The sequence below is a fragment of the Kangiella shandongensis genome, from assembly GCF_020005365.1.
GTDB lineage: Bacteria > Pseudomonadota > Gammaproteobacteria > Enterobacterales > Kangiellaceae > Kangiella > Kangiella shandongensis.
This window is the reverse complement of record NZ_JACNML010000005.1, coordinates 186812-207109: the sequence shown is the minus strand read 5'-3', so window position 1 is coordinate 207109 and position 20298 is coordinate 186812. Positions and strand designations below refer to the sequence as shown.

Annotated in this window: 21 protein-coding genes; 6 read left to right on the top strand and 15 right to left on the bottom strand. The window is 47.7% G+C overall.

The features are described from left to right. The first annotated feature begins 67 nt into the window (after positions 1 to 67). Positions 68 to 595 (top strand): hemerythrin domain-containing protein, encoded by a 528-nt coding sequence (locus H7708_RS07640; protein WP_223669911.1) that lies wholly within the window; start codon positions 68 to 70, stop codon positions 593 to 595. A 33-nt stretch (positions 596 to 628) separates the two neighbouring features. On the opposite strand, the gene H7708_RS07635 is transcribed toward H7708_RS07640, so the two are convergent. Next, on the bottom strand, positions 629 to 1762 hold the full coding sequence (locus H7708_RS07635) for a VanZ family protein (RefSeq protein ID WP_223669910.1): 1134 nt from the start codon (positions 1760 to 1762) through the stop codon (positions 629 to 631). A gap of 85 nt (positions 1763 to 1847) precedes the next feature. Here H7708_RS07635 and H7708_RS07630 point away from each other — a divergent pair, with 85 nt between their 5' ends. Genes H7708_RS07630 through plsB form a run of 3 tightly spaced genes read left to right on the top strand, consistent with a single transcriptional unit; the run spans position 1848 to position 7278 of the window. Further along, a complete protein-coding gene (locus H7708_RS07630) occupies positions 1848 to 3461 on the top strand; it encodes an acyl-CoA ligase (AMP-forming), exosortase A system-associated (protein ID WP_223669909.1) in 1614 nt (537 codons plus the stop codon). Between the two features lie 27 nt (positions 3462 to 3488). Next, complete coding sequence (locus H7708_RS07625) at positions 3489 to 4727, top strand: pyridoxal-dependent decarboxylase, exosortase A system-associated (protein ID WP_407929729.1); 1239 nt, start codon at positions 3489 to 3491, stop codon at positions 4725 to 4727. A gap of 16 nt (positions 4728 to 4743) precedes the next feature. Beyond that, the gene (plsB, locus tag H7708_RS07620; RefSeq protein ID WP_223669907.1) at positions 4744 to 7278 is read left to right on the top strand and encodes a glycerol-3-phosphate 1-O-acyltransferase PlsB; all 2535 of its coding nucleotides are present in this window, start codon (positions 4744 to 4746) and stop codon (positions 7276 to 7278) included. On the opposite strand, the gene ubiA is transcribed toward plsB, so the two are convergent. Together ubiA and H7708_RS07610 are read right to left on the bottom strand one after the other, a co-directional pair. After that, positions 7231 to 8106 carry a 4-hydroxybenzoate octaprenyltransferase gene (ubiA, locus tag H7708_RS07615; protein ID WP_223669906.1) on the bottom strand — a complete coding sequence of 292 codons (876 nt, stop codon included), beginning with the start codon at positions 8104 to 8106 and terminating at the stop codon, positions 7231 to 7233. The two genes, plsB and ubiA, sit on opposite strands and share 48 nt — an antisense overlap. 16 nt (positions 8107 to 8122) lie before the next feature. Beyond that, a complete protein-coding gene (locus tag H7708_RS07610) occupies positions 8123 to 8674 on the bottom strand; it encodes a chorismate--pyruvate lyase family protein (protein WP_223669905.1) in 552 nt (183 codons plus the stop codon). Positions 8675 to 8776: 102 nt separating this feature from the next. Here H7708_RS07610 and H7708_RS07605 point away from each other — a divergent pair, with 102 nt between their 5' ends. Continuing rightward, positions 8777 to 9010: a putative signal transducing protein gene (locus H7708_RS07605; protein ID WP_223669904.1), complete on the top strand. Its 234-nt coding sequence runs from the start codon at positions 8777 to 8779 to the stop codon at positions 9008 to 9010. A gap of 12 nt (positions 9011 to 9022) precedes the next feature. Here H7708_RS07605 and glpE read toward each other — a convergent pair whose 3' ends face one another. The 5 genes from glpE to H7708_RS07580 form a co-directional block, all read right to left on the bottom strand. Then, positions 9023 to 9340, bottom strand: coding sequence for a thiosulfate sulfurtransferase GlpE (gene glpE, locus H7708_RS07600; protein ID WP_223669903.1), 318 nt, complete (start codon positions 9338 to 9340; stop codon positions 9023 to 9025). A gap of 10 nt (positions 9341 to 9350) precedes the next feature. Beyond that, positions 9351 to 9965, bottom strand: coding sequence for a rhomboid family intramembrane serine protease (locus H7708_RS07595; RefSeq protein ID WP_223669902.1), 615 nt, complete (start codon positions 9963 to 9965; stop codon positions 9351 to 9353). Between the two features lie 2 nt (positions 9966 to 9967). After that, positions 9968 to 10417 carry a GNAT family N-acetyltransferase gene (locus tag H7708_RS07590; protein ID WP_223669901.1) on the bottom strand — a complete coding sequence of 150 codons (450 nt, stop codon included), beginning with the start codon at positions 10415 to 10417 and terminating at the stop codon, positions 9968 to 9970. 6 nt (positions 10418 to 10423) lie between these two features. After that, positions 10424 to 11449 (bottom strand): L-threonine 3-dehydrogenase, encoded by a 1026-nt coding sequence (gene tdh / locus H7708_RS07585; protein WP_223669900.1) that lies wholly within the window; start codon positions 11447 to 11449, stop codon positions 10424 to 10426. Positions 11450 to 11549: 100 nt separating this feature from the next. Next, positions 11550 to 12746, bottom strand: a complete 1197-nt coding sequence (locus tag H7708_RS07580) for a glycine C-acetyltransferase (protein ID WP_223669899.1) — start codon at positions 12744 to 12746, stop codon at positions 11550 to 11552. Positions 12747 to 13012: 266 nt separating this feature from the next. Between H7708_RS07580 and H7708_RS07575 the strand changes: the two genes are divergently transcribed. Beyond that, complete coding sequence (locus H7708_RS07575; RefSeq protein WP_223669898.1) at positions 13013 to 13924, top strand: hypothetical protein; 912 nt, start codon at positions 13013 to 13015, stop codon at positions 13922 to 13924. 42 nt (positions 13925 to 13966) lie between these two features. Here H7708_RS07575 and H7708_RS07570 read toward each other — a convergent pair whose 3' ends face one another. The 7 genes from H7708_RS07570 to thiO all read right to left on the bottom strand — a co-directional run bounded on the left by H7708_RS07570 (position 13967) and on the right by thiO (position 20294). After that, entirely contained in the window at positions 13967 to 15469 is a 1503-nt protein-coding gene (locus H7708_RS07570; RefSeq protein WP_223669897.1) for a PH domain-containing protein, read from the bottom strand. Then, complete coding sequence (locus tag H7708_RS07565) at positions 15459 to 15953, bottom strand: PH domain-containing protein (RefSeq protein ID WP_223669896.1); 495 nt, start codon at positions 15951 to 15953, stop codon at positions 15459 to 15461. The genes H7708_RS07570 and H7708_RS07565 overlap by 11 nt, the downstream gene beginning before the upstream one ends. Positions 15954 to 16033: 80 nt before the next feature. Beyond that, a complete protein-coding gene (locus H7708_RS07560) occupies positions 16034 to 16378 on the bottom strand; it encodes a rhodanese-like domain-containing protein (RefSeq protein ID WP_223669895.1) in 345 nt (114 codons plus the stop codon). Further along, on the bottom strand, positions 16375 to 17859 hold the full coding sequence (gene thiE / locus H7708_RS07555) for a thiamine phosphate synthase (RefSeq protein WP_223669894.1): 1485 nt from the start codon (positions 17857 to 17859) through the stop codon (positions 16375 to 16377). The genes H7708_RS07560 and thiE overlap by 4 nt, the downstream gene beginning before the upstream one ends. A gap of 4 nt (positions 17860 to 17863) precedes the next feature. Next, on the bottom strand, positions 17864 to 18643 hold the full coding sequence (locus tag H7708_RS07550; protein ID WP_223669893.1) for a thiazole synthase: 780 nt from the start codon (positions 18641 to 18643) through the stop codon (positions 17864 to 17866). Positions 18644 to 19054: 411 nt separating this feature from the next. Further along, positions 19055 to 19252, bottom strand: a complete 198-nt coding sequence (gene thiS / locus H7708_RS07545) for a sulfur carrier protein ThiS (protein ID WP_223669892.1) — start codon at positions 19250 to 19252, stop codon at positions 19055 to 19057. Beyond that, positions 19236 to 20294 carry a glycine oxidase ThiO gene (thiO, locus tag H7708_RS07540; RefSeq protein ID WP_223669979.1) on the bottom strand — a complete coding sequence of 353 codons (1059 nt, stop codon included), beginning with the start codon at positions 20292 to 20294 and terminating at the stop codon, positions 19236 to 19238. The genes thiS and thiO overlap by 17 nt, the downstream gene beginning before the upstream one ends. Between the last annotated feature and the right edge of the window lie 4 nt (positions 20295 to 20298).

The window sequence follows — 20298 nt, the reverse complement described above, 5'->3', positions numbered from 1 at the left end:
TCGCAATAATTTAGTGTCTACTTAGAGTAGGCTAAGACTAAACAATAATCTGCTGAGGATGATTACAATGGGGTTTATTAAAGATTTTTTTACAAAGAGACCCAAGGTTGAAGAGCAACCGGTAACGCCGCCGAGACCAAGGCCAAGTGTTGCCCCAAAAAATAAAAAGGGGATTCAGTACGACCCGGGACTCGTTGATAATCTTAAGAACGATCACAGCCACCTGGTAAAGTTATATGGTCAAATTTGGGAGCAGGGTTTTCAGGCGAATAACCCCAAAAAACTGTCCGCTTTAATTTTACAATTTAAGCGTGATTTTCAGGCACACCTGTTAAAAGAAAACGTTAAGTTTTATGTTTACCTTGAACAAAACTTATCTAACGACAGTACTTCGATGGAATTGGTACGCGATTTCCGGACCGAAATGAATGACATTGCACAGGCAGTGGTTAAGTTCTGTAAAAAGTACTCTAAGCCGCTACCGATGGCGCAACTCAACGTTCACTTTCCCGATGACTACCAGCAAGTGGGCGAAGTTCTGACCCACCGCGTATCGCTAGAGGAAAACGAGCTCTACACCTTGTACCAACCCTAGTTTTTGACTGGGCTGTATTCGCTGAAAGGGATTTCAGTGAGCAGTTTGCATTGCTCTCAATCTCACCAGCAATATACTAATCACCAGCGCCATCACCACCAACGTAATATCCGGATACCTTCCCACCAAAAACAGCTGTAACCCCGTAATAACTACCGATAACGCGAAAAGAAAGCCCGCAGCAGCACGATAATTATGCCACCACTTAGCAATAAAATACCCCACCGAGGACAGTATTAACGACTCTTCTATCAACGCACCCAAGTTGTACCAGGTCGAGCCTGTTAGAAAGTCATCAAAAGGTAGCCATTGGAATGCATTGATGTGACCTTGGAACGTCAGTGGATAAACCGTTTCCCACAACAATAGGATAACGCTGCTTATCGCCAGCAGAGGTACCATCCAGCGCTGAGAGATCATGTGATGCATGATGATAGCCAAGGGCAACGCCGTCACTTCACTCCAGCCCATCTGTGAACGATACATCGCAAGTTTAACAATGAGCAGGAATACGGATAACGAAATGATAAAACTGATACGATAATCTGTACCCAGCAATCTCTGCAGTAAATGATAAAAGACCAACCAGAACAACACATACTGTAACCACGAAACTAACGACCAGGTGCTATTGACGATAGTATCCAGACTTTGTCCGAACTGCTTACTTTCGAATACGGGAATATAAGGGAAGAACTGCCAGCCAATCCATAAAAACAGCACCAGAAAGGCTGGTGAAATCGCCAGTCGTAACCGTGCCGGAATGATACGCTGTATGCGCTGACTGTTGGAGTATGCTGCCAGTGCAATACCAATCAAAATCCCGACCGCATTGAGCAAGGCATCAGCCGCATGCGATACCCGCGACGGCAGGTAAAACTGGATAAACTGTAAGCAAAATGCAAACACAATACCGAGCAGCAACATCATCAATATCGACAGCAATAAATGTCGCTTACGCTGCTGCTGAATGGTTAATGCACCAAAAAAGCCATAGGGGATGAATAATAAAATATTGGCAATCACGTCCGAGCGGATGGTTCTCTGTTGCCAATTCAGTAGCCAGGCGCCGAGATCGGCGGGTAACGGGCGCGACAGATCAAAGTTAAACGGATACAGCGAGCCGTAAGCAATAAACAGTATAACGATGTACCAGATTAACCTCATCTATGAGCCCTTTGCGATCTACACCCTGTTGCCCGGGCGACAATTTTACTTTGTTTAGCTGACGTTATAGAAGGAAACCGCTAAAATGTCAGCAACTTATTTATTCAATAATAACGGATCGCTGATGCTTTGCCAGTTTGACGACATAGTCACCCTAAGCAGTCAAAACTTTGCCGATAAGGTTGCCGTTGATGACAACAAACAACAGCAAACCTATCAACAGCTTAACGAGAATATCGACGCCTTAGCCGCTCGCTTTATAGCGCTGGGGCTAGAGCCCAATAGCCGCATCGGGGTATATCTACCAAAGCAGCTCGAGTCCGTTATTGCTTTCTTTGCTGCCAGTCGCGCCGGCTTGGTATTTGTACCAATCAACCCATTACTCAAAGCGCCTCAGGTCAGCTATATCGCTCAGGACTGTAATATCCAACTGATGGTTACCAGCAGCCAGCGAGCCAAGATCCTACAAAGCATCTACCCGGAATGCGATGATTTGCTTCACCTTTTGCTGGTCGATGACTCGACAGATTTCGAAGTTTCCTCGCATCAGCAGATGCACTTATGGGATGCACTCATCGCTCAGCCAGACACATCGCCACAACGCCGTAGGCGTATTCTAACCGACCTCGCTGCCATTCTGTATACTTCCGGTTCAACGGGTCAACCCAAAGGCGTCTGCCTTTCGCACCAGAACCTGATAGCCGGTGCACAAAGCGTCAGTCAATACCTGCATAATACGCATAATGATACCCTGCTTGCCGTTTTGCCCCTCAGTTTTGACTACGGACTCAGTCAGGTGACGACAGCCTTACTGGTGGGTGCCAAAGTCGTATTGATGGAATACCTGCTACCAAAAGATGTCATCCGCCAGGTAGTGAAACATTCGGTAACAGGGCTGGCGGCAGTTCCCCCCTTGTGGGTACAACTGTCCACTCTGGAGTGGCCGCAGGAAGCCAAGGAGTCGCTACGCTATATTACCAATACTGGTGGTGCCATGCCGGAGAAGACGTTACGCCAGCTACAGACAGCATTACCTGATACGGCGCCTTATTTAATGTATGGGCTGACCGAAGCTTTCCGCTCAACCTACCTTGAGCCACACGAACTCGACAAGCGTCCTAACTCCATCGGCAAGGCCATACCCAACGCCGAGATTCTGGTACTGCGTGCAGACGGCAGTGAATGTGAGATCGATGAACCGGGCGAGCTGGTTCATCGAGGCGTACACGTCAGTCTGGGCTACTGGAATGCTCCGGAAAAAACCGCTAAACGCTTTAAACCCTTAAAACAGAATAACCATCGAGCCGAAATTGCGGTCTGGTCCGGCGATACGGTAAAACGTGATAGAGATGGCTTTTTATACTTTATCGGTCGTCAGGACGATATGATAAAATGCTCAGGATATCGTATCAGTCCTGCCGAGCTCGAAGATACCCTGTATGGCTTAGAGCAGCTGCAGGAAGTGGCAGCGATTGGTGTTAACGACTCTCAGCTCGGGCAAGCCATATTGTTAGTGCTCAAAGCCGACAGCGATGATCAGGAAACTCTGATTAAAACTATCAAGCGCTACTGTCAGCAGCAACTGCCTAATTATATGCAGCCCCGATATATCGAGTTTGTCGAGCAGTTACCACGCAATGCTAACGGCAAGATTGATCGACCCGCTCTACAGCAGCAGTACCAATATCTGGCACAGTAGTCAGCTTGTCGGCAAAAATAACAACGTATGGTGAACACAGTGACCCAAAAACAGCACGCAACGATGGATCAGTTCTCGCACCGAGACAATCAGTTACTGATTGCCGGCAGAACGGTAAGTGAAGTGGTGACCATCGCTGGTCAAACACCCTGTTATGTTTATGATAAGAGCGTAATTAAAGCCAATGTGGAGCGTTTGCGTCACTATTTCCCACAAATCAGTCTGCATTATGCGATCAAAGCGAATCCGTTCTCGCCACTGCTCAGCTACATGGCTCAACAAGTCGATGGTCTGGATGTCGCTTCCGGCCAAGAGCTGCATCTGGCTTTGGCGACATCGATGGATAACCGTAATATCAGCTTTGCTGGCCCCGGCAAGTCGGAGCGGGAAATCGCCATGGCTCTGGCGAGCAATATTACCTTAAACGTCGAATCTAAAACCGAACTGCAGCGGATCATTGAGCAGGCTGAAAAGCTCGATAGCAAGGCTAATATCGCACTTCGGCTAAATCCTGATTTTGAACTTAAGTCCTCTGGTATGAAAATGGGCGGTGGACCTCAGCAGTTCGGTATTGATGTTGAACAACTGTCTGATTTAATCGAACCGCTGCGTCATCCGCGACTGGTTTTTCAGGGCCTACATATTTTTACTGGTTCACAAAATTTGCGCCCTGAATCGATCATCAGTGCCCACAATAATATTTTTGCTTTAGTCGAACGACTGGTTGAACAATACCACTTCCAGCTACACCACCTGAATATTGGTGGCGGCTTCGGTATCCCTTACTTCCCTGGCGAAACGCCGCTTGAGCTGGAACCGATTGCTGACAATCTGCAGCAACTTAAGAAGCAGTATGCTCATCTGCTGGCGGATTGTGAGATTATTCTGGAGCTGGGACGCTATCTGGTGGGCAATGCTGGTTTATATCTGTGCCAGGTGACCGATACCAAAGTCTCACGTGGCAAACGCTACCTCATCACCAACGGTGGTCTGCACCACCATCTGGCCGCCTCTGGTAATTTCGGCCAGGTGATTCGTAAGAATTATCCACTGGCGGTAGCGACGCAAATGAAATCAGAACAACAGGAAGTGGTCGATGTGGTTGGCCCTCTGTGCACGCCACTCGACATCCTCGGCAGCAATATCTCCCTGCCAAAAGCCGAGATTGGTGATATTATTGCGGTTTATCAGTCCGGCGCCTACGGTTACAGCGCCAGTCCCCGTGACTTTTTGAGCCACCCAGCACCCGTTCAATTATTACTTTAATAGGTTACATCAACTTATGTCCTTGTCTTCGAGTTTAAAGAACTTTTCTCTGGCTTTATTGCGCCTGCCATTAAAGTTATTGGTACGTGAAAAACGTGCGCCGTCTGACCCTCAGTCCGAGTTTCATTTATCGGCTGAAGACCATATCGTCTATGTCTTGCGCACACAGTCCATGACTTCGATCGAACTGCTGAGACGACAAGGCGAGCAGCTTGAGCTACCGGCAGGTAAAGCTACCGATCAGAAATTGAACATCCCGGCGCAGGGCAGCTGCCTGTTCCTTAATAATCGTCCCAGTATTTTCCGTCGCCACAAAGAAAACGAGGCCCACAAGGCCAGTATCGTTAAGCTGCTCAAGGCGCAGCAGGCAAACCCTAACAAACCGTATAAACTGGTCCCAGTGTCGATGTATTGGGGCCGCAATCCGGGCAAAGAGAAGTCTTTTCTGCGCTATTTTGTGTCCAGTATCGAAGAGTCGGGGCGCTTTGGTAAGTTCCTGATCATGTTGTTCTCCGGTCGGCAGTGTCTGCTTCAATACGGACAGCCGATAGAACTGAGTTCACCGGATATCGATCTCAGTATCGCGCCTGAAAAGAATGCCCATAAACTTAGCCGCATTTTACGCGTGCATTTCAATCGTGCCTGGGTAGCGACCGTCGGCCCTCGTACCGAAAATCGCCGAGATCTGATCGACGGTATCGTTGCCTCGGACTCAGTTCAGCAAGTAATAGCGCGCGAGCAGACCAAGGGCAAAAACAAGCGCAGCTCTGACGAACTGGAACAGGAAGCAGGTAAATACGTCAAAGAAATTGCCGCTAACTTCAGTCCGCGCATGATCCGTTTCCTCTCCAGCCTGCTGACGCGTGTCTGGTATAAGATCTACGCTGGTATTGAAGTGAATAACCTCAAACAAGTACGGCAAATGGCGAAAGATCATGAGATTATTTACGTGCCCTGCCACCGCAGCCATGCCGATTATTTGTTACTGTCTTATCAGCTGTACCATGAAGGGTTGGCACCGCCGCATATCGCTGCCGGTATTAACTTAAACTTCTGGCCCGTGGGCTCCATTCTGCGTCGTGGTGGTGCTTTCTTCTTACGCCGTAGTTTCCGCGGTAACCGCCTGTATGCTGCTGTTTTTAACGAATACCTGTACCGCCTGTTTAACAAGGGCATACCCGTCGAGTATTTTCAGGAAGGTGGGCGCAGTCGGACTGGCCGTTTGTTAACGCCAAAAACCGGTATGCTCGCCATGACTGTACAGAGCTTGTTGCGCGGCCTCAAAAAACCGATTCTGTTTGTGCCAGTTTATATTGGCTATGAGCGCATGTTTGAAGGTAAAAGTTACGTTGGCGAACTGCGTGGCAAACGCAAACAGAAGGAATCTTTCGGTCAACTGTTAGGGGTACGTAAAGCCCTGAAGCGCTTCTATGGCAAAGTCTACCTCAACTTCGGTCAGCCACTTGATTTACAGGACTTCCTGCAACAACGAAATATCGACTGGCGTCAATCCTCACAAGATCAGGAAGAGCGCCCCGAATGGTTATCCAACACCGTGACTGAACTCGGCGATGAAATTAACCGCCGTATTAATGCTGCCGCCAGTGTAAATAGTGTCTGTCTGGTCAGTTTAAGCCTGTTAGCTACGCCGCGACAGGCCATGGACAAAAATGAGCTGATATCACATCTTGATATGCTGATCACCTTAGCTAAGTCCGCCCCTTACAGCGATTATATTAATTTGCCGCAGCATAGTGGCCTGCAGCTACTCGAGACGGCACTCAAACTGGGAATGGTTCAGGAGTTCTCCGATCCGGCAGGCGATGTCGTTTTCATTGAAGGCGACGAAGCGATCTTATCGACCTACTACAGTAATAACATACTGCATATTTACGCCCTGCCATCATTAATCGCCGCGGTGTTTCAACGTCACGATCACGTATCTCGCGATGAGATCAAAGGCTACATTAAACTGATTTATCCTTTCCTCCATCAAGAGCTCTATATCCGTTGGCAACGCGAAGCTCTCAGCGAGCAGGTCGATTTAGTGCTGGATAGTCTGATTACACTCGGCTTGTTGCAGGAAAAAGGCGGCAACATATCCTCCGCCAGCGATGAGGATCCAAACTGGTCACGCCTGATGACATTAGCACAAGCCGTGCAGCCAGCTTTACAGCGTTACGCCATCAGCTTAACGATGTTGCACAGCCTACAGGATCATGAAAGCCTTCGTCGTGCCGAGCTGGAGCAGGAAAGTCAGAAACTTGCACAGCGTATTGCCGCGCTGCACAGTATCAATGCTCCTGAGTTTTTCGATAAAAACCTGTTCCGTAATCAGGTTAAGGTCCTCAAGGAGGAAGGTTGGGTCCATCATACTGAAGGGACTGGCATGCGCCCAACGCAACAATGTGAAACGCTCTATTCAACCGTATTGAATCTACTGAGCGTTCCCCTGCAGCAGGGACTCAAAAAAGCGTCACGGAGCTTACGTCAGAATAAAGAGCTAGGCACCGAACCAGTAATGACAGACCAGTCCAAGGAAGAAAGCTAGTCCAACATAATTGTTATTAAGAAAGGCGTTGAAGCATTCCTTGGGATTGCGGGTGCGACAACGCCAAACCTGTCGAGTAATCAAACCAACAGCAGCCAGCCAGCCTAGATAATAATAAAAAGACAGCTCAAGCTGTTGGCCCAGCAGCAACATGCCAAAAATAAACATCGCTTGGATGGCAGTGATTAGCATCAAATCCATATCACCGAATAGAATCGCCGTCGACTTTAAACCCAGCTTAAGATCATCTTCCCGGTCGACCATCCCATACAACGTATCGTAGGCCAGCACCCACAGTAGAGTCGCCACATATATTAACCAGGTAATAATCGGTACCGTATCTTGAATAGCGGCAAAAGCCATTGGAATACCCCAGGAGAAAGCGGCACCCAACACCACCTGAGGGTAATAGGTATAGCGCTTCATGAACGGATAGGTTGATGCCAGCAGTAAGGCCACCACACTCAAACCTATCGTCAACCAGTTGAGTGTTAGCACTAATAGAAGCGCCATAAACACTAACACTGCAAACAGAGTCAGTGCTTCATCCGTTGTCACCAGATTCTGAGCCAGCGGGCGCGTTCGCGTACGCGAAACATGCGCATCAAAGTCCCGGTCTGCATAGTCGTTGATAATACAACCGGCCGAACGCATTAGGAATACGCCAAGCACAAAGACCACAAAAACCCACCCGTTGGGGACACCTTCGGCAGCAATCCACAAAGCCCATAGCGTCGGCCATAATAATAGGAAAGTACCTATTGGCTTATCAAAGCGCATCAGTTTTAGATAGTGTCCCCAGTGTTCTTTCTTTAATTCTAATTTCATGGTTTAGCTTTATGCTTTAATCGTTATACAGCGGTGAATCCGGTAAGAAGACCTCGACTAACAGCAGTTTTTTTCCTGCCGCGGTATCACCACTCCCCCAGACAGAGCGTCTGGCCCACAAGTAATCTGGTTTATGCTTACCGTCAACCTGCTGTAACGCCTCATTAAATAACTCATCACCAGCTTGCAGTTGCCGCACTTCCAGCGAATACCTCCGCAATTCACGGGAAGTAAACAATATACTGCCGAGCGGTTTGTCGCCCAACCCCGTTAACAGGGCTTTATTATCGGCTGGCACGACCGTTCGCGCATAAATCCAGGGCTTGCCCGGACCGTATAACGTCACTTCACGCACTTGGCTCTGAGCGTTATTGACCAGACCCAGTAGCTGCTGCTCATTGTCAGTCGCATTCTCAAGTGACTCTTTAAGTAGCTCGAGTCGAACCGGATCGGCGTAACAGGACAGCTTTTGCGTTAATGAGCCAAACTCAGCAACCCATTCAGCGATATAATACGGTAACTGTTGTATGACGGCATCATTAGCGCTACGCCAAGTCGAAAAGTCCATAGCAAGGCAGACGGTAAATTTTCAGTTATTGTACTGGATTCTATTTACAAACCCTAGCCGCTCGTGTCTTAATAATAGTGAAGTGTTAACAAGGAGGCGATAATGGCTTTAGCAGTTGTTGAGACTTATGCTGATACCATGCAAGCCCATATAGCCAAGGGTCTATTGGAAACACATGGTATAGAGGCCACCATTTTGCATGAGGGTTTTCATAACACCTACGGTGCGGCCGTCGGTGAAATTCCCTTAATGGTTGACGAAGAGAACTTGATTCGAGCTAAAGAAATTCTAGGGAAAGAGCTCGACAATGACTCGATGGAGACATTTTCTGCCTGACTTCCCGGAGCATCACTGCTCGGTATCCACCGGATGATTCAGCTTCCACACTTCAAAGCCGCCATCCATGCTATACACTTCTTCAAAACCCTGAGCAGCAAAATACTGCGCTGCCGGTTGGCTGCTGTGGCCGTGATAACAGACCACCACCAGCGGTTTTGATTTATCAGTGTGCTCGATGTAATCGGCGGCATTTTGATTATTGATATTAACCGCTTGCGGCATGTGTCCTGCAGCAAACGACTGCGGATCCCGAATATCAATCACATTGATCGACTGCTTCTGATCTAATTGACTCACTTCTTCAATGCTAATTCGCTTAAAATTCATAATAACTCAACTAAAACGCTTTAACCTTTGAGGTAATAAAGCCTAATGTACCACCTGCTATCAAGCCAATCAGGTGCGCAGCATTGGCGATACCAATCATGCCGGTAGAGTTCAATACAAAGCCCAACACCAGCCAGATCATCATAAACTGCATAATACCCGGGTGAAGATCAACGCGGAAGAAAGGATCAAATTTTCGGCGCACAAAAATAAAACCTAACAGCCCAAAGACGACGCCCGACATACCACCAAAGATATAACGCGGGCTGACGTAGCCGCTAGACATAAACTCGGCAAAATATTGGGCAAAATTGGAAGCAGCACCAATGACCAGCACCAGTCCCAACAGATACCAGGGCCCCCGCTCTTTCTCAATAGAACCACCCAGATCCCATAACCACATCATGTTAAATAACAGGTGGATCGGCAAAGAACCAATCATAAAGTGCAGAAAGATCGGCGTGATCAGCCGGTGTATCTGACCTTGCAGAATTAATTGCCAGTCAAAGGTAAAATACCCTGTTAACTGATTGCTGCCTGACAGCGTAATAATCGAGACCACGACACTGATCCCAACCAATAGTTTAGTCATCCAGCCGGCACGAGTTAGAAAATCTTTTAGCATAATTAATGTCTTTCTCTGATCATCCTAATGTGTGGGATACCGTCTTCCAGATAAGGTTCCGATACGGTGTTAAAACCTAACTGCTGGTAAAAAGCCTCCAGATACGCCTGTGCACTCACCGTTACAGCTTCTTGGCTTTTACTCTCAATATGATCAAGCGTTACCTGCATCATTTGTCGAGCAACGCCTTGTCCCCGTTGAGAAGCTTTAACGCAGACCCGTCCAATCGCCTGATACGTCTTTCCTTGATAGAGCGCCTCATAGATTCTGGTGTACCCGTTAAGTTGATTGTCAGTGCCAATTACCAGGATATGCTGAGCCTGTTCATCCAGCCCATCCAGATCCTGATAAGCACATTCCTGCTCAACCACAAACACTTCCGAACGAAGCCGTAAAAGCTGGTAGAGCTGTTCTTTACTCAACTCCGCCCAGCTTAAAATAGAGTAATTCACCTGAACCTAGTCCCAGCTTAAAACCACTTTCCCCGATTGGCCACTGGCCATGGTTTCAAAGCCCTCTTCGAATTTATCAATATCGAAACGGTGGGTAATCACCGGCGTTAAATCCAAACCGGACTGCACCATGGCAATCATCTTGTACCAGGTTTCGTACATCTCACGGCCGTAAATACCTTTAATAATTAAGCCCTTGAAAATGACCTTGTTCCAGTCAATCGCCATATCGCTGGACGGAATGCCGAGCATGGCAATCTTACCGCCATGGATAATGGTATCAAGCATGGATTTAAAGGCTGGCGGTGCACCTGACATCTCAAGACCGACGTCAAAGCCTTCCGTCATGCCCAGCTCATCCATCACGTCTTCCAGCTTTTCCTTGGTCACGTTAACCGTGCGCGTGGCGCCCATCTTTTTCGCCAGCTCCAGACGGTAATCGTTCATATCAGTGATCACTACGTGGCGTGCGCCGACGTGTCTGGCAATCGCCGCTGCCATAATACCTATCGGGCCGGCTCCAGTAATCAATACATCTTCACCGACCAAGTCGAAAGACAAGGCGGTATGCGCTGCATTACCAAATGGATCCAGAATCGAGGCAATATCATCGGAAATATCATCCGGGATCTTGTAGGCATTTTCCGCCGGGATCACCAGATACTCGCCGAAAGCACCCGGGCGATTGACGCCAACGCCGACGGTATTACGGCAGAGGTGACGACGACCTGCGCGACAATTACGACAGAAGCCACAGGTGATATGGCCTTCACCGGAAACGCGATCACCAATCTTAAAACCTTTGACTTCCTGCCCCACTTCTTCGATCACGCCGACATATTCATGACCCACGGTCATCGGCACCGGAATCGTCTCCTGCGCCCACTCATCCCAGTGGTAAATGTGCATGTCAGTGCCGCAGATAGCGGTCTTTTTAATCTTAATCAACACATCATTGTGCCCAAGCTCCGGCTTAGGATGGTCTACCATCCAGATCCCTTTTTCCGCTTTAGCTTTACTCAATGTTTTCATAACTATCTCTGTTCGTTGTCATTCCCGCGAAACCGGGAACCTTTGCTAAATCAAAGTGGCATATCCACTAACCTGTTACTGTCGCAGGGTCTAGCGTACTTTACTTAATCACACCCAGTTCTTTACCCACTTTCTCAAAAGCAGCAACCGCGCGATCGATATGTTCAATGTCATGAGCCGCTGACATTTGTGTACGAATACGCGCCTGCCCTTTGGGCACCACCGGGAAGGAGAAGCCAATCACGTAAATGCCTTCCTGCAACATCTTATCCGCAAACTTGCTGGCCAAGCTAGCATCGCCCAGCATCACAGGAATAATCGGATGCTCGCCGGGCACCAGCTCGAAACCTAATGCAGTCATTTTCTCACGGAAATATTCACTGTTGTGCTTCAGTTTTTGTCGTAACTCATCGCCATTTTCCAGCATATCCAGTACACGCAAACTGGCCGAAGCAATCACCGGAGCCAGGGTATTGGAGAACAGATACGGGCGCGAACGTTGACGCAGTATCTCAACAATTTCTTTACGCGCTGCTGTATAGCCGCCGGACGCACCACCTAATGCTTTACCCAGAGTACCTGTGATAATGTCCACACGATCCATAACGTTACAATGCTCATGCGTGCCGCGCCCCTTATCTCCGATAAAGCCCACTGCGTGGGAATCATCAACCATGACTAGCGCATTGTATTTATCTGCCAAATCACATACCGCTTCCAAATTCGCAATAATGCCATCCATCGAGAACACGCCATCCGTTACAATCAACTTATAACGTGCACCATCAGCATCAGCCTGCTTTAATTGCTCTTCGAGGTCCGCCATATCGTTATTGTTGTAACGATAGCGCATGGCCTTGCATAAGCGAACGCCGTCAATAATTGAAGCGTGGTTCAAAGCATCAGAAATAATGGCGTCTTCTTTCGATAAAATTGTTTCAAATAAACCGGTATTGGCATCGAAACAGGAAGAGTAAAGAATCGTATCTTCCATGCCCAAGAAATCGCTGATACGGCTTTCCAGTTTTTTATGTACATCTTGTGTACCACAGATAAAGCGTACGGAAGCCATACCGTAGCCTTGTTTGTCCAACGCAGCCTTACCCGCTTCGATCAATTCCGGACTATTCGCCAGGCCTAAATAGTTATTGGCGCAGAAGTTCAAGACGCTCTCACCTGTGGTGACGTGGATATCGGCGGCCTGCTGTGAATCAATCACTCGTTCGCTCTTATACAAGCCCTCGGCTTTGATCTCTTCAACTTGCTCTTGAAGGTGGTTTAAGAAATTTTTATTCATGGAAAAACCCTTGTTTCATCATTACCAGCAGCGTTCTGCTATCAATTGCCGCTATTCTAACATTGATATGTCCCATATTCCTTAGCAGCACTACTTTTTATTGACAGTTTTAAACATCTACCTTAACTTCCCATTAAAACAAATAAGGAGAATGTATGGGAACCTTCTTTCAAATTATAGGAATTATCGTTGTCAGTATTATTGTCTTGCTATTGATATTGTACTTCGGATTTAAGTATTACCTCCGATTCAAGCTAGGGAAGCAGATGTCAAAGGTCATCGAGCACGGTCCTTTAGAGCAGCCAGCGCGTATAACCCTCGAACCAGTCACAAAAGATCAAGTCGACTCACCAGAACTCCATCAACTCGTGGAGCAACTCCAGTCATTACAAGCGATTGAGGCCGGCTATTTCATCATTCCTCAACTCAACAATACTCACTTATATGCTGCCTACGCACCTGATCACAAGGCGTGCATAGTCATCTATAACCATATTGTTGGCTGCTTTTTTGATATTGTCGCTCCATTAAAAGATGGAACAAATCTGACTTTCAGTACAGCTCCTTTTGCAGAAGGCATGGACTGTCCGCCAGGCGAAGAAAAGCATTTTCTTTCATCTGACACTTCTCTCCAAGAGGCATACCAGACATTACTCGACGATGGTCGCGAACGCCTGTCCTTAGAGCCGCCATTTAAGGATTACTTTGAACAGGCCTATGCTAAAGAAATGGACTGGCGCCTAACCCGGGGTATTTCAGAACAAGAAGTTCGTAATCAGGCTTCATTAAACGGTCAGCAAGTTTCAGAAGAGGATATTCTGGCAGTATTGGAGCAACAAAACCAATTATATAGTGAAGAGCTGGACGATTTAGTTGTTTCTAACTTCCTCGATACTACGGATATCAGTGCCAAAGATTGGAATCAATATCAGAATAGTTTATTAGTCATTCATGAAAAAACATCTTTAGACTATTTGCAGGAAATATTGCACTGGTATGTAGAAGATCTAAGTCCAAACACTACTTACGCTAACATTATCGATCGAGCTAATAGCTGTTCAGATCTACTGACGGAACTCAATAACTATTTGCCTGAAAAACTACAGTTACAATTGATTGGTCAGGTACAGGATCCTGTCAGTGCCAAGCTTTACTATAACCCTAAACTCGGATACTAGGCTAATGGACACCGCACAACAGTGCGGTGTCCGCACCCTGACTTACCACACAAATTGTTTACTGCTAACCCGTTCGACTAACTTGCTTTGAATACGCAGTGCATCCTGCAACATAATATAAGGGATCTCGACATGGTGCGCGCCAACCATGGCTCCGGCCGTATCGACTTCCAGCTTGGCCATGCCGTAGCGTCGGTCGAACAAACTTTCCTTAACCTGCACTGTCTGGATCTTACTTAACCTGACATAAGTTTCTTTCTTAAAAATGACACCACTTTTAAAACCGATCATGTCATTATCGAGACAATAAGCGGTGTGTTTCACGTAGGCTCGGGCATAGAGGAAACTTAAGAGCACCAAAACGACAAAACTTGCGGCAGCATAGAACCAGTGAGAAAAATACAGCGGAATAACAGGCAGCAAACTCATTAGCGTGAGCCGCTTAATAATTCGTCTTAACGCCTTACGCTCAATTGGCTTCCACTGGATCCCCTGCCATGAAATATCTGGCTGAATTTGGTATAACAGTCTCGCCCGCTCCGCAGCTGGAAACAATGGCGCAATCTCTTTCAGCGTTAATCCCTGTTTTTCATTATTAACGCCACCAGCAGTCTCAACACTGACCGTCAAACGCTTAAACCAACGATGTAACATTGAGTTTCTAACGGTCAGGGTCTGTATTCTCGACATGGGGATGGTGGCCTGCATTCGAGTCAGCAACCCCATGGTCGCCTGTAACTTGCCATGACTTTTGAGCAACTCGAACTCGTGTAACTTAAATAGCGCAAAACTAACCGACAGCAGCCATAAGCCCAGCAAGCCAAGGATGGTTAATAACAAGACATAAACCACGATGGTCAAGGCGCCTAAATCCCCCACAAAGCTGTCAAAACCGTTAGAGAACCAATCCGCGAAAGCCACCATCCTGCTCTCAACATAGTTCTTGATGTAGCCATCACTAAGCTGCGATAAAAAGCCGAATACCACTGCTAAAATAACCAGGCCTTTATTGGTAATAACGCCATAGCGTACAATTTCTGCAAAAGACAGCGTCAAAAGCGCTGGCTTTTTTCCTGATGCCTCATCACTGCTGGCTTCGGTGTTTTCATCAACTGGGGTGTCGCCATGAATCATCTGCTTTAACTCCTTCACCGCCGCCATATCGACCACATTAATCACCGCTTCGGGTTTACCACCGGAGGCCGACTCCAGTTGGACGGTGACCACACCGAGTATTCGATGCAAAGGATTCTGCGACAGGTTTAGATTCTGGATACGCTTGTATGGCACCTGGCGCTCATTACGAAAGATAACCCCTTCTTTCACCCGGATTTGGTTGGGCTCCAGCCAGTAACGATAAAATCGGTACTGTACGATTGAGAGCAGACTGACTATAAGCGCAATGGCTAAGGCTATGTACTCCCAGTAAGAACCGCCCGAACCGAGTAGCGCAATGAGTATAGGAAAGATGATCTTCTTAATATTATCCAGCAGGATAAAAATCGGCGACGATTTGTGCAGCTTACGCTCTTCACTAGACTGCATCACTGTCCCCTTCCTGACGCAACTCCTGGCGCAGGCTATTGGCCGTTTCCATTAACAGGCCATCGATCGGAACCGAAGCATCGCGCGTGCCGGCGGTATAGACAATCAGCTTGGCCAGCTCAAACCGTCGCTGCAGCGGACCCTGAGCCACATCGGTGTGCTGGATACGATTTCTTGGCACCAATGCTTTTCTGCGCCATAACACGCCACGTTGAATATACAATCCTTCGTCGGTTAACCAATACCAAGTGTAATCGTAAGATTTTTTCGCCCAGAAAAACAGCAGGCTAAAGAGGAGTAATATTGCGGCAAGAGCAATTCCCCACAGCAACCAGCTACCGGCAATAAACGACACCACACTGGCTGCCGCCAATAAAATGATGCAAAAAATTAAGTGAGCGATTCTCGAAGCTTTAATCGCATCAGGATGAAGCCGCTTTACGTTCTCTGGGCGCTGCTCGATAAGTGATGGTTGTTGTGACATCTGTATCTCCTTTTTGCTAATTATTATAGTGCGCCGCCCAGTAGCTGCCAGTGGGAAATTGTGACATTTTATGAGCAATATCAATGGTTGATCGCTCGTCTCCAAGCCTCGAAACCACCGTGTAAACTGTAAACGCAACTGAAATCAGACTCTATCAGGCGATGTGCCGCATTAAAGCTCTTCTGTCCCAGCTGGCAAACCACTACTACCGCTTCATCCGGATCCCACTCGTTTATAAAGCTGGCAAACTCCGCTATCGGTAACGACAAACTCTCCTTCGCTTTTATTGCGATGGGCTCAAACGCTTCTTCCTCGCCACTGACATCGATGACTAAAGGGGCATCAGGCTGCGTTAGCCATTGCGCCAGATCGGTAGCTTCGATAAATTGAACCTTATCCTGTTCCTGTGGGATAAATTCGCTCATGGTGCTAACTGCTCCAGCATTTGTCGAGTCACTGCTTCAGGATCATCGGCCCGAGTAATAGCTGAAATCATAGCAATGCTGGAAACGCCGGTCTGTGCCACTTCATCAAAACGTTCAAGGTTAATGCCACCGATCGCTACCCATGGATAATGCGGCAGTAATCGCATCCACTTCTTCAAATTCTCAATGCCATGCGGGATCCAGGGCATATCCTTACTGTCGGTATGATAGACCGGCCCACAGGCAAGATAACTTGGCCTGATGGCATGGGCACGAGCCACTTCATAATAACAATGGGTACTCAAACCTAAGCGCAAACCCGCCTGACGAATGGCTGCAATGTCCGCATCGACAATATCTTCCTGTCCCAGATGGACCCCATAGGCGCCATGTTTAATCGCCAACTGCCAGTAATCGTTAATAAATAATCGAGCATCATATTGTCGGGCAATGCTTATCGCCTCTACAATCTCTTGCTCCAACGCCTCGCCCTCTAAATCTTTAACTCTTAACTGAATGGTCGACACGCCCAGTGGTAGCAAACGCTGCAACCACTCAGCCCGATCGACCACAGGATATAATCCAAGCGCTTTATCTTCGGAACAGGGCGGAAATGCTTCGCCATTTGGATCAAGGCTATTCGCTGTTATTAAAGGCACATCCCTGGCTTCATCAGGCCAGGACAAAGGCTTCAACGGACCCTTTTGACGCCCCAGAGCGTAACCGTGTCGTAAACCTTGGCTGAGTAACATCTTGCCGATAATTACCGAGTCTTCCAGTGAGTAACTATGAGCTAAGGCTGCACTAATTGCCGAAGCGAGGACACAGCCAGTGCCCCGAGTATTGTCAGTCTTTTGTTTCGGGCTATGTAACCAGAATTCCTGTTGCTGGCTGATAAAATAATCGTGCAGGTACTTATCTTCGCTTCCACTAAGTTGCTCGGTATGCCCGCCTTTCACCAATACCGCCTTAACCCCCTGTTGCAATAGATGGTTAGCGGCACGCTTGACGGACTCTTCATCATTCACAGTGAGGCCGGTCAGCAATTCCAGTTCAGGTAAATTAGGCGTGATCAGCGAGGCTTTGCTCAGTAATTCACGGTAGGAGACTAAAGTATCTTCGCTAACCAGTGACTTACCTGAGGTGCTGACCATTACCGGATCCAGTACCAATGCTTCCTGATACTCCTTAAGATATTCCATCAGAGCTTTTATCGATTGGGTACTGGGCAACAAACCTACCTTGATCGCCCGCGCTGGAAATGATTCTTTTAACGCTTGAAACTGAGATGCTATCTGGTCGTAGGTTAATTCGTTAACAGCTACCACCGTCTCATTATTCTGTGCCGTTACCGCAGTGGTTATGGAGCCGGGATGAGCGCCCAGAGCTTCGATAGCGCGGATATCTGCGGCCTGTCCTGCCAGACCGGAGCAATCAGAGCCAGCAACCGACCACACTATCGGCTTGTTAGTCACCGCCATAAATCTATTCGCCCTTGTCCTGTTGCCAGAATGGCGTGCCTAAGACCGGCGTACTCGGCTTGGCGATATCCCGCACCGGCATGGCCCCAGCTTTATAAGCACTGCGACCAGCCTCAACACCGTCTTTAAAAGCTTCAGCCATCATCACCGGATCTTCCGCCTGCGCCACTGCCGTATTGAGTAACACGGCATCAAAGCCCATTTCCATCGCCTGTGCCGCGTGAGACGGTAACCCAATGCCAGCATCAATCACCATTGGGATCTCTGGCAATCTCTGGCGTAAGGTTTGTAACGCATACGGATCGCTTAGACCGCGGCCAGTACCTATGGGTGCGCCCCATGGCATCAGGATATTACAGCCTGCATCGAGCAAACGCTGACACAGCACCAGATCGTCGGTGCAATAAGGAAATACTTCAAAACCGCGCTTTACCAACTCCTTACTCGCCTCAACCAACTGAAAGGGATCCGGCTGCAAATTGTACTCATCACCAATCACTTCCAACTTAATCCAGTCCGTCTGAAAAATTTCCCGCGCCATCTCAGCCGTGGTAATAGCTTCTTTGACGGTGTGGCATCCCGCAGTATTGGGTAGCCAGTGACAATCCAGTTGATTGATCTGCTTCCAGAAATTCTCACCGCCCTGTCCTTCACGCCGAACCGACACCGTCACTACATCAGCAGCCGAAGCACGGATCGCATCCAGCATAATCTGTGGCGACGGATATAATGCCGTACCTAGAAACAATCGACTGTTAACTTCTTTACCAGCGATTTTTAACATACTCTATTCTCTTAATGACCTATAGTTTTCGCACAAGGCTTTAAACAAACTATTGGCTCCCCTTAATATTGAGCTAAGATTTGTCAAAAACATAGCAAACAAAATCTGGATGATTTTGTTAAGAGTTTTCAGCACAAGGAAGTGCTGTAAACTCTGGTGCGTTACATGTTTTGGACAAAACGCAGGCAGTCATGTTTACATGACCTCAATATCGGAGTGGCCTTCTTTTGGTCACTTTTCTTGGCCACTCAAGAAAAGTGACGATTCAAGCTTAGTGCTTTTAATAATGAAGTTAAAAATTCCAGGCTAAGCAAATACGAAGCAAAAATCATTTTCAAAAAGGAGTTTACAAAAAGTAAATGACTTTGCAGAAAATTATTTTTAACAAAGTAGTTGCAACGACCAGGATTTTTAACCGCCCTGCATCGGCTGCACAATCTCCAACTTATCATTCTCCTGTAGCACCGTTTCTGCATACAGAGAACGCGGAACAAATTCCATATTAATGGCGACAGCAAAATTACCCGTTTGCTGAAACCATTCAATAAATCGTGCCAGAGTCATGCCGGTCTCTATATCCAGCACTTCATCATTAACTATTACTTGCATGAGTTACCTTCTGACTGAGTTGTTCAAAGTTGTTGATCGCCTCTTCGACTATTGCCGGTGCCATCAAAATACCATGACGGTACAAGCCATTGATTCGAGTTAACCCCTCTTCTGTATCGATTATTGGCAGGTTATCCGGTAAGGCGGGACGACAGTTGACCACAGACTTTATAATTCGAGCCTCACCAAAGCCGCGGTGCACACTATAAGCTGCCGATAACAATTCCAGACTCGAGCGCACCGACACCGGACTGTAGTCGTCACTTTCAATCTCTGTTGCGCCGATAATATAAGTATCATTTGGTCGTGGTACCACATAAATCCGATAACGCGGATGGATCAGCCGGGTCAGGTGTTGTATTGACACGTCCGGCGCCTGTAACCACAGTAATTCACCGCGTACCGCTCTAAGTGGCAATTCGTCTTTTGCGCCCAGGCCACGACAATCGAATACCCAGTCGAACGTTTGAGTTTTCCCCGCGATGGTAAGCGACTGATGATTGACCGCATCGACCTCTGTTCCATCATGCCAGATTAAATTGTCACTTTGCTCTAATTCGGTTGCCAATGCCGCCAATAAACCGATGGTGTCAACCTGACCTTCGCTCGGTAAAAACAAACCATCACCGAGATGGCTTAAATCTGGTTCCTTGTCCGCAACCTTTACTTTCTCGACCGGAGTATCGTTTAAGGCATCGTTATCGGCTTTACGTTGTATCAACCTGTAAAAATGCTCCAGCTCGACCTTATCACTACCATGCGCTGTGACTAACGAGCCAATCTGACGGAAAAATACTGGCTGCGATAATTGCGTCAGCCATTGCTGGTACAGCTCCATCGAGCGTACACCAAAATGGAAAATATCCGGCTCGGCCATCTCCAGCTCCGCTAACGGCGATAGAATGCCAGCAGCGGCGAAGGAGCAGGCGGCCTCTTCTCCCCTGACTGCTTTATCGTACAGTTCGACGCTGTGGCCTGACTTAATTAAACGCCAGGCCAACAAACGACCAGCAATACCAGCACCAACAATAGCTAGTCTCATCACG

Coding starts and splice junctions, on each gene's coding strand:
- H7708_RS07570 (WP_223669897.1), bottom strand. CDS start 15,469: ATGCAGTCTAGTGAAGAGCGTAAGCTGCACAAATCGTCGCCGATTTTT.
- ubiA (WP_223669906.1), bottom strand. CDS start 8,106: ATGAAATTAGAATTAAAGAAAGAACACTGGGGACACTATCTAAAACTG.
- H7708_RS07575 (WP_223669898.1), top strand. CDS start 13,013: ATGTCAAAGGTCATCGAGCACGGTCCTTTAGAGCAGCCAGCGCGTATA.
- H7708_RS07565 (WP_223669896.1), bottom strand. CDS start 15,953: ATGTCACAACAACCATCACTTATCGAGCAGCGCCCAGAGAACGTAAAG.
- H7708_RS07560 (WP_223669895.1), bottom strand. CDS start 16,378: ATGAGCGAATTTATCCCACAGGAACAGGATAAGGTTCAATTTATCGAA.
- H7708_RS07625 (WP_407929729.1), top strand. CDS start 3,489: ATGGTGAACACAGTGACCCAAAAACAGCACGCAACGATGGATCAGTTC.
- H7708_RS07580 (WP_223669899.1), bottom strand. CDS start 12,746: ATGAATAAAAATTTCTTAAACCACCTTCAAGAGCAAGTTGAAGAGATC.
- H7708_RS07605 (WP_223669904.1), top strand. CDS start 8,777: ATGGCTTTAGCAGTTGTTGAGACTTATGCTGATACCATGCAAGCCCAT.
- H7708_RS07635 (WP_223669910.1), bottom strand. CDS start 1,762: ATGAGGTTAATCTGGTACATCGTTATACTGTTTATTGCTTACGGCTCG.
- thiO (WP_223669979.1), bottom strand. CDS start 20,294: ATGAGACTAGCTATTGTTGGTGCTGGTATTGCTGGTCGTTTGTTGGCC.
- thiE (WP_223669894.1), bottom strand. CDS start 17,859: ATGGCGGTGACTAACAAGCCGATAGTGTGGTCGGTTGCTGGCTCTGAT.
- H7708_RS07640 (WP_223669911.1), top strand. CDS start 68: ATGGGGTTTATTAAAGATTTTTTTACAAAGAGACCCAAGGTTGAAGAG.
- thiS (WP_223669892.1), bottom strand. CDS start 19,252: ATGCAAGTAATAGTTAATGATGAAGTGCTGGATATAGAGACCGGCATG.
- plsB (WP_223669907.1), top strand. CDS start 4,744: ATGTCCTTGTCTTCGAGTTTAAAGAACTTTTCTCTGGCTTTATTGCGC.
- H7708_RS07610 (WP_223669905.1), bottom strand. CDS start 8,674: ATGGACTTTTCGACTTGGCGTAGCGCTAATGATGCCGTCATACAACAG.
- H7708_RS07595 (WP_223669902.1), bottom strand. CDS start 9,965: ATGCTAAAAGATTTTCTAACTCGTGCCGGCTGGATGACTAAACTATTG.
- tdh (WP_223669900.1), bottom strand. CDS start 11,449: ATGAAAACATTGAGTAAAGCTAAAGCGGAAAAAGGGATCTGGATGGTA.
- H7708_RS07630 (WP_223669909.1), top strand. CDS start 1,848: ATGTCAGCAACTTATTTATTCAATAATAACGGATCGCTGATGCTTTGC.
- glpE (WP_223669903.1), bottom strand. CDS start 9,340: ATGAATTTTAAGCGAATTAGCATTGAAGAAGTGAGTCAATTAGATCAG.
- H7708_RS07550 (WP_223669893.1), bottom strand. CDS start 18,643: ATGTTAAAAATCGCTGGTAAAGAAGTTAACAGTCGATTGTTTCTAGGT.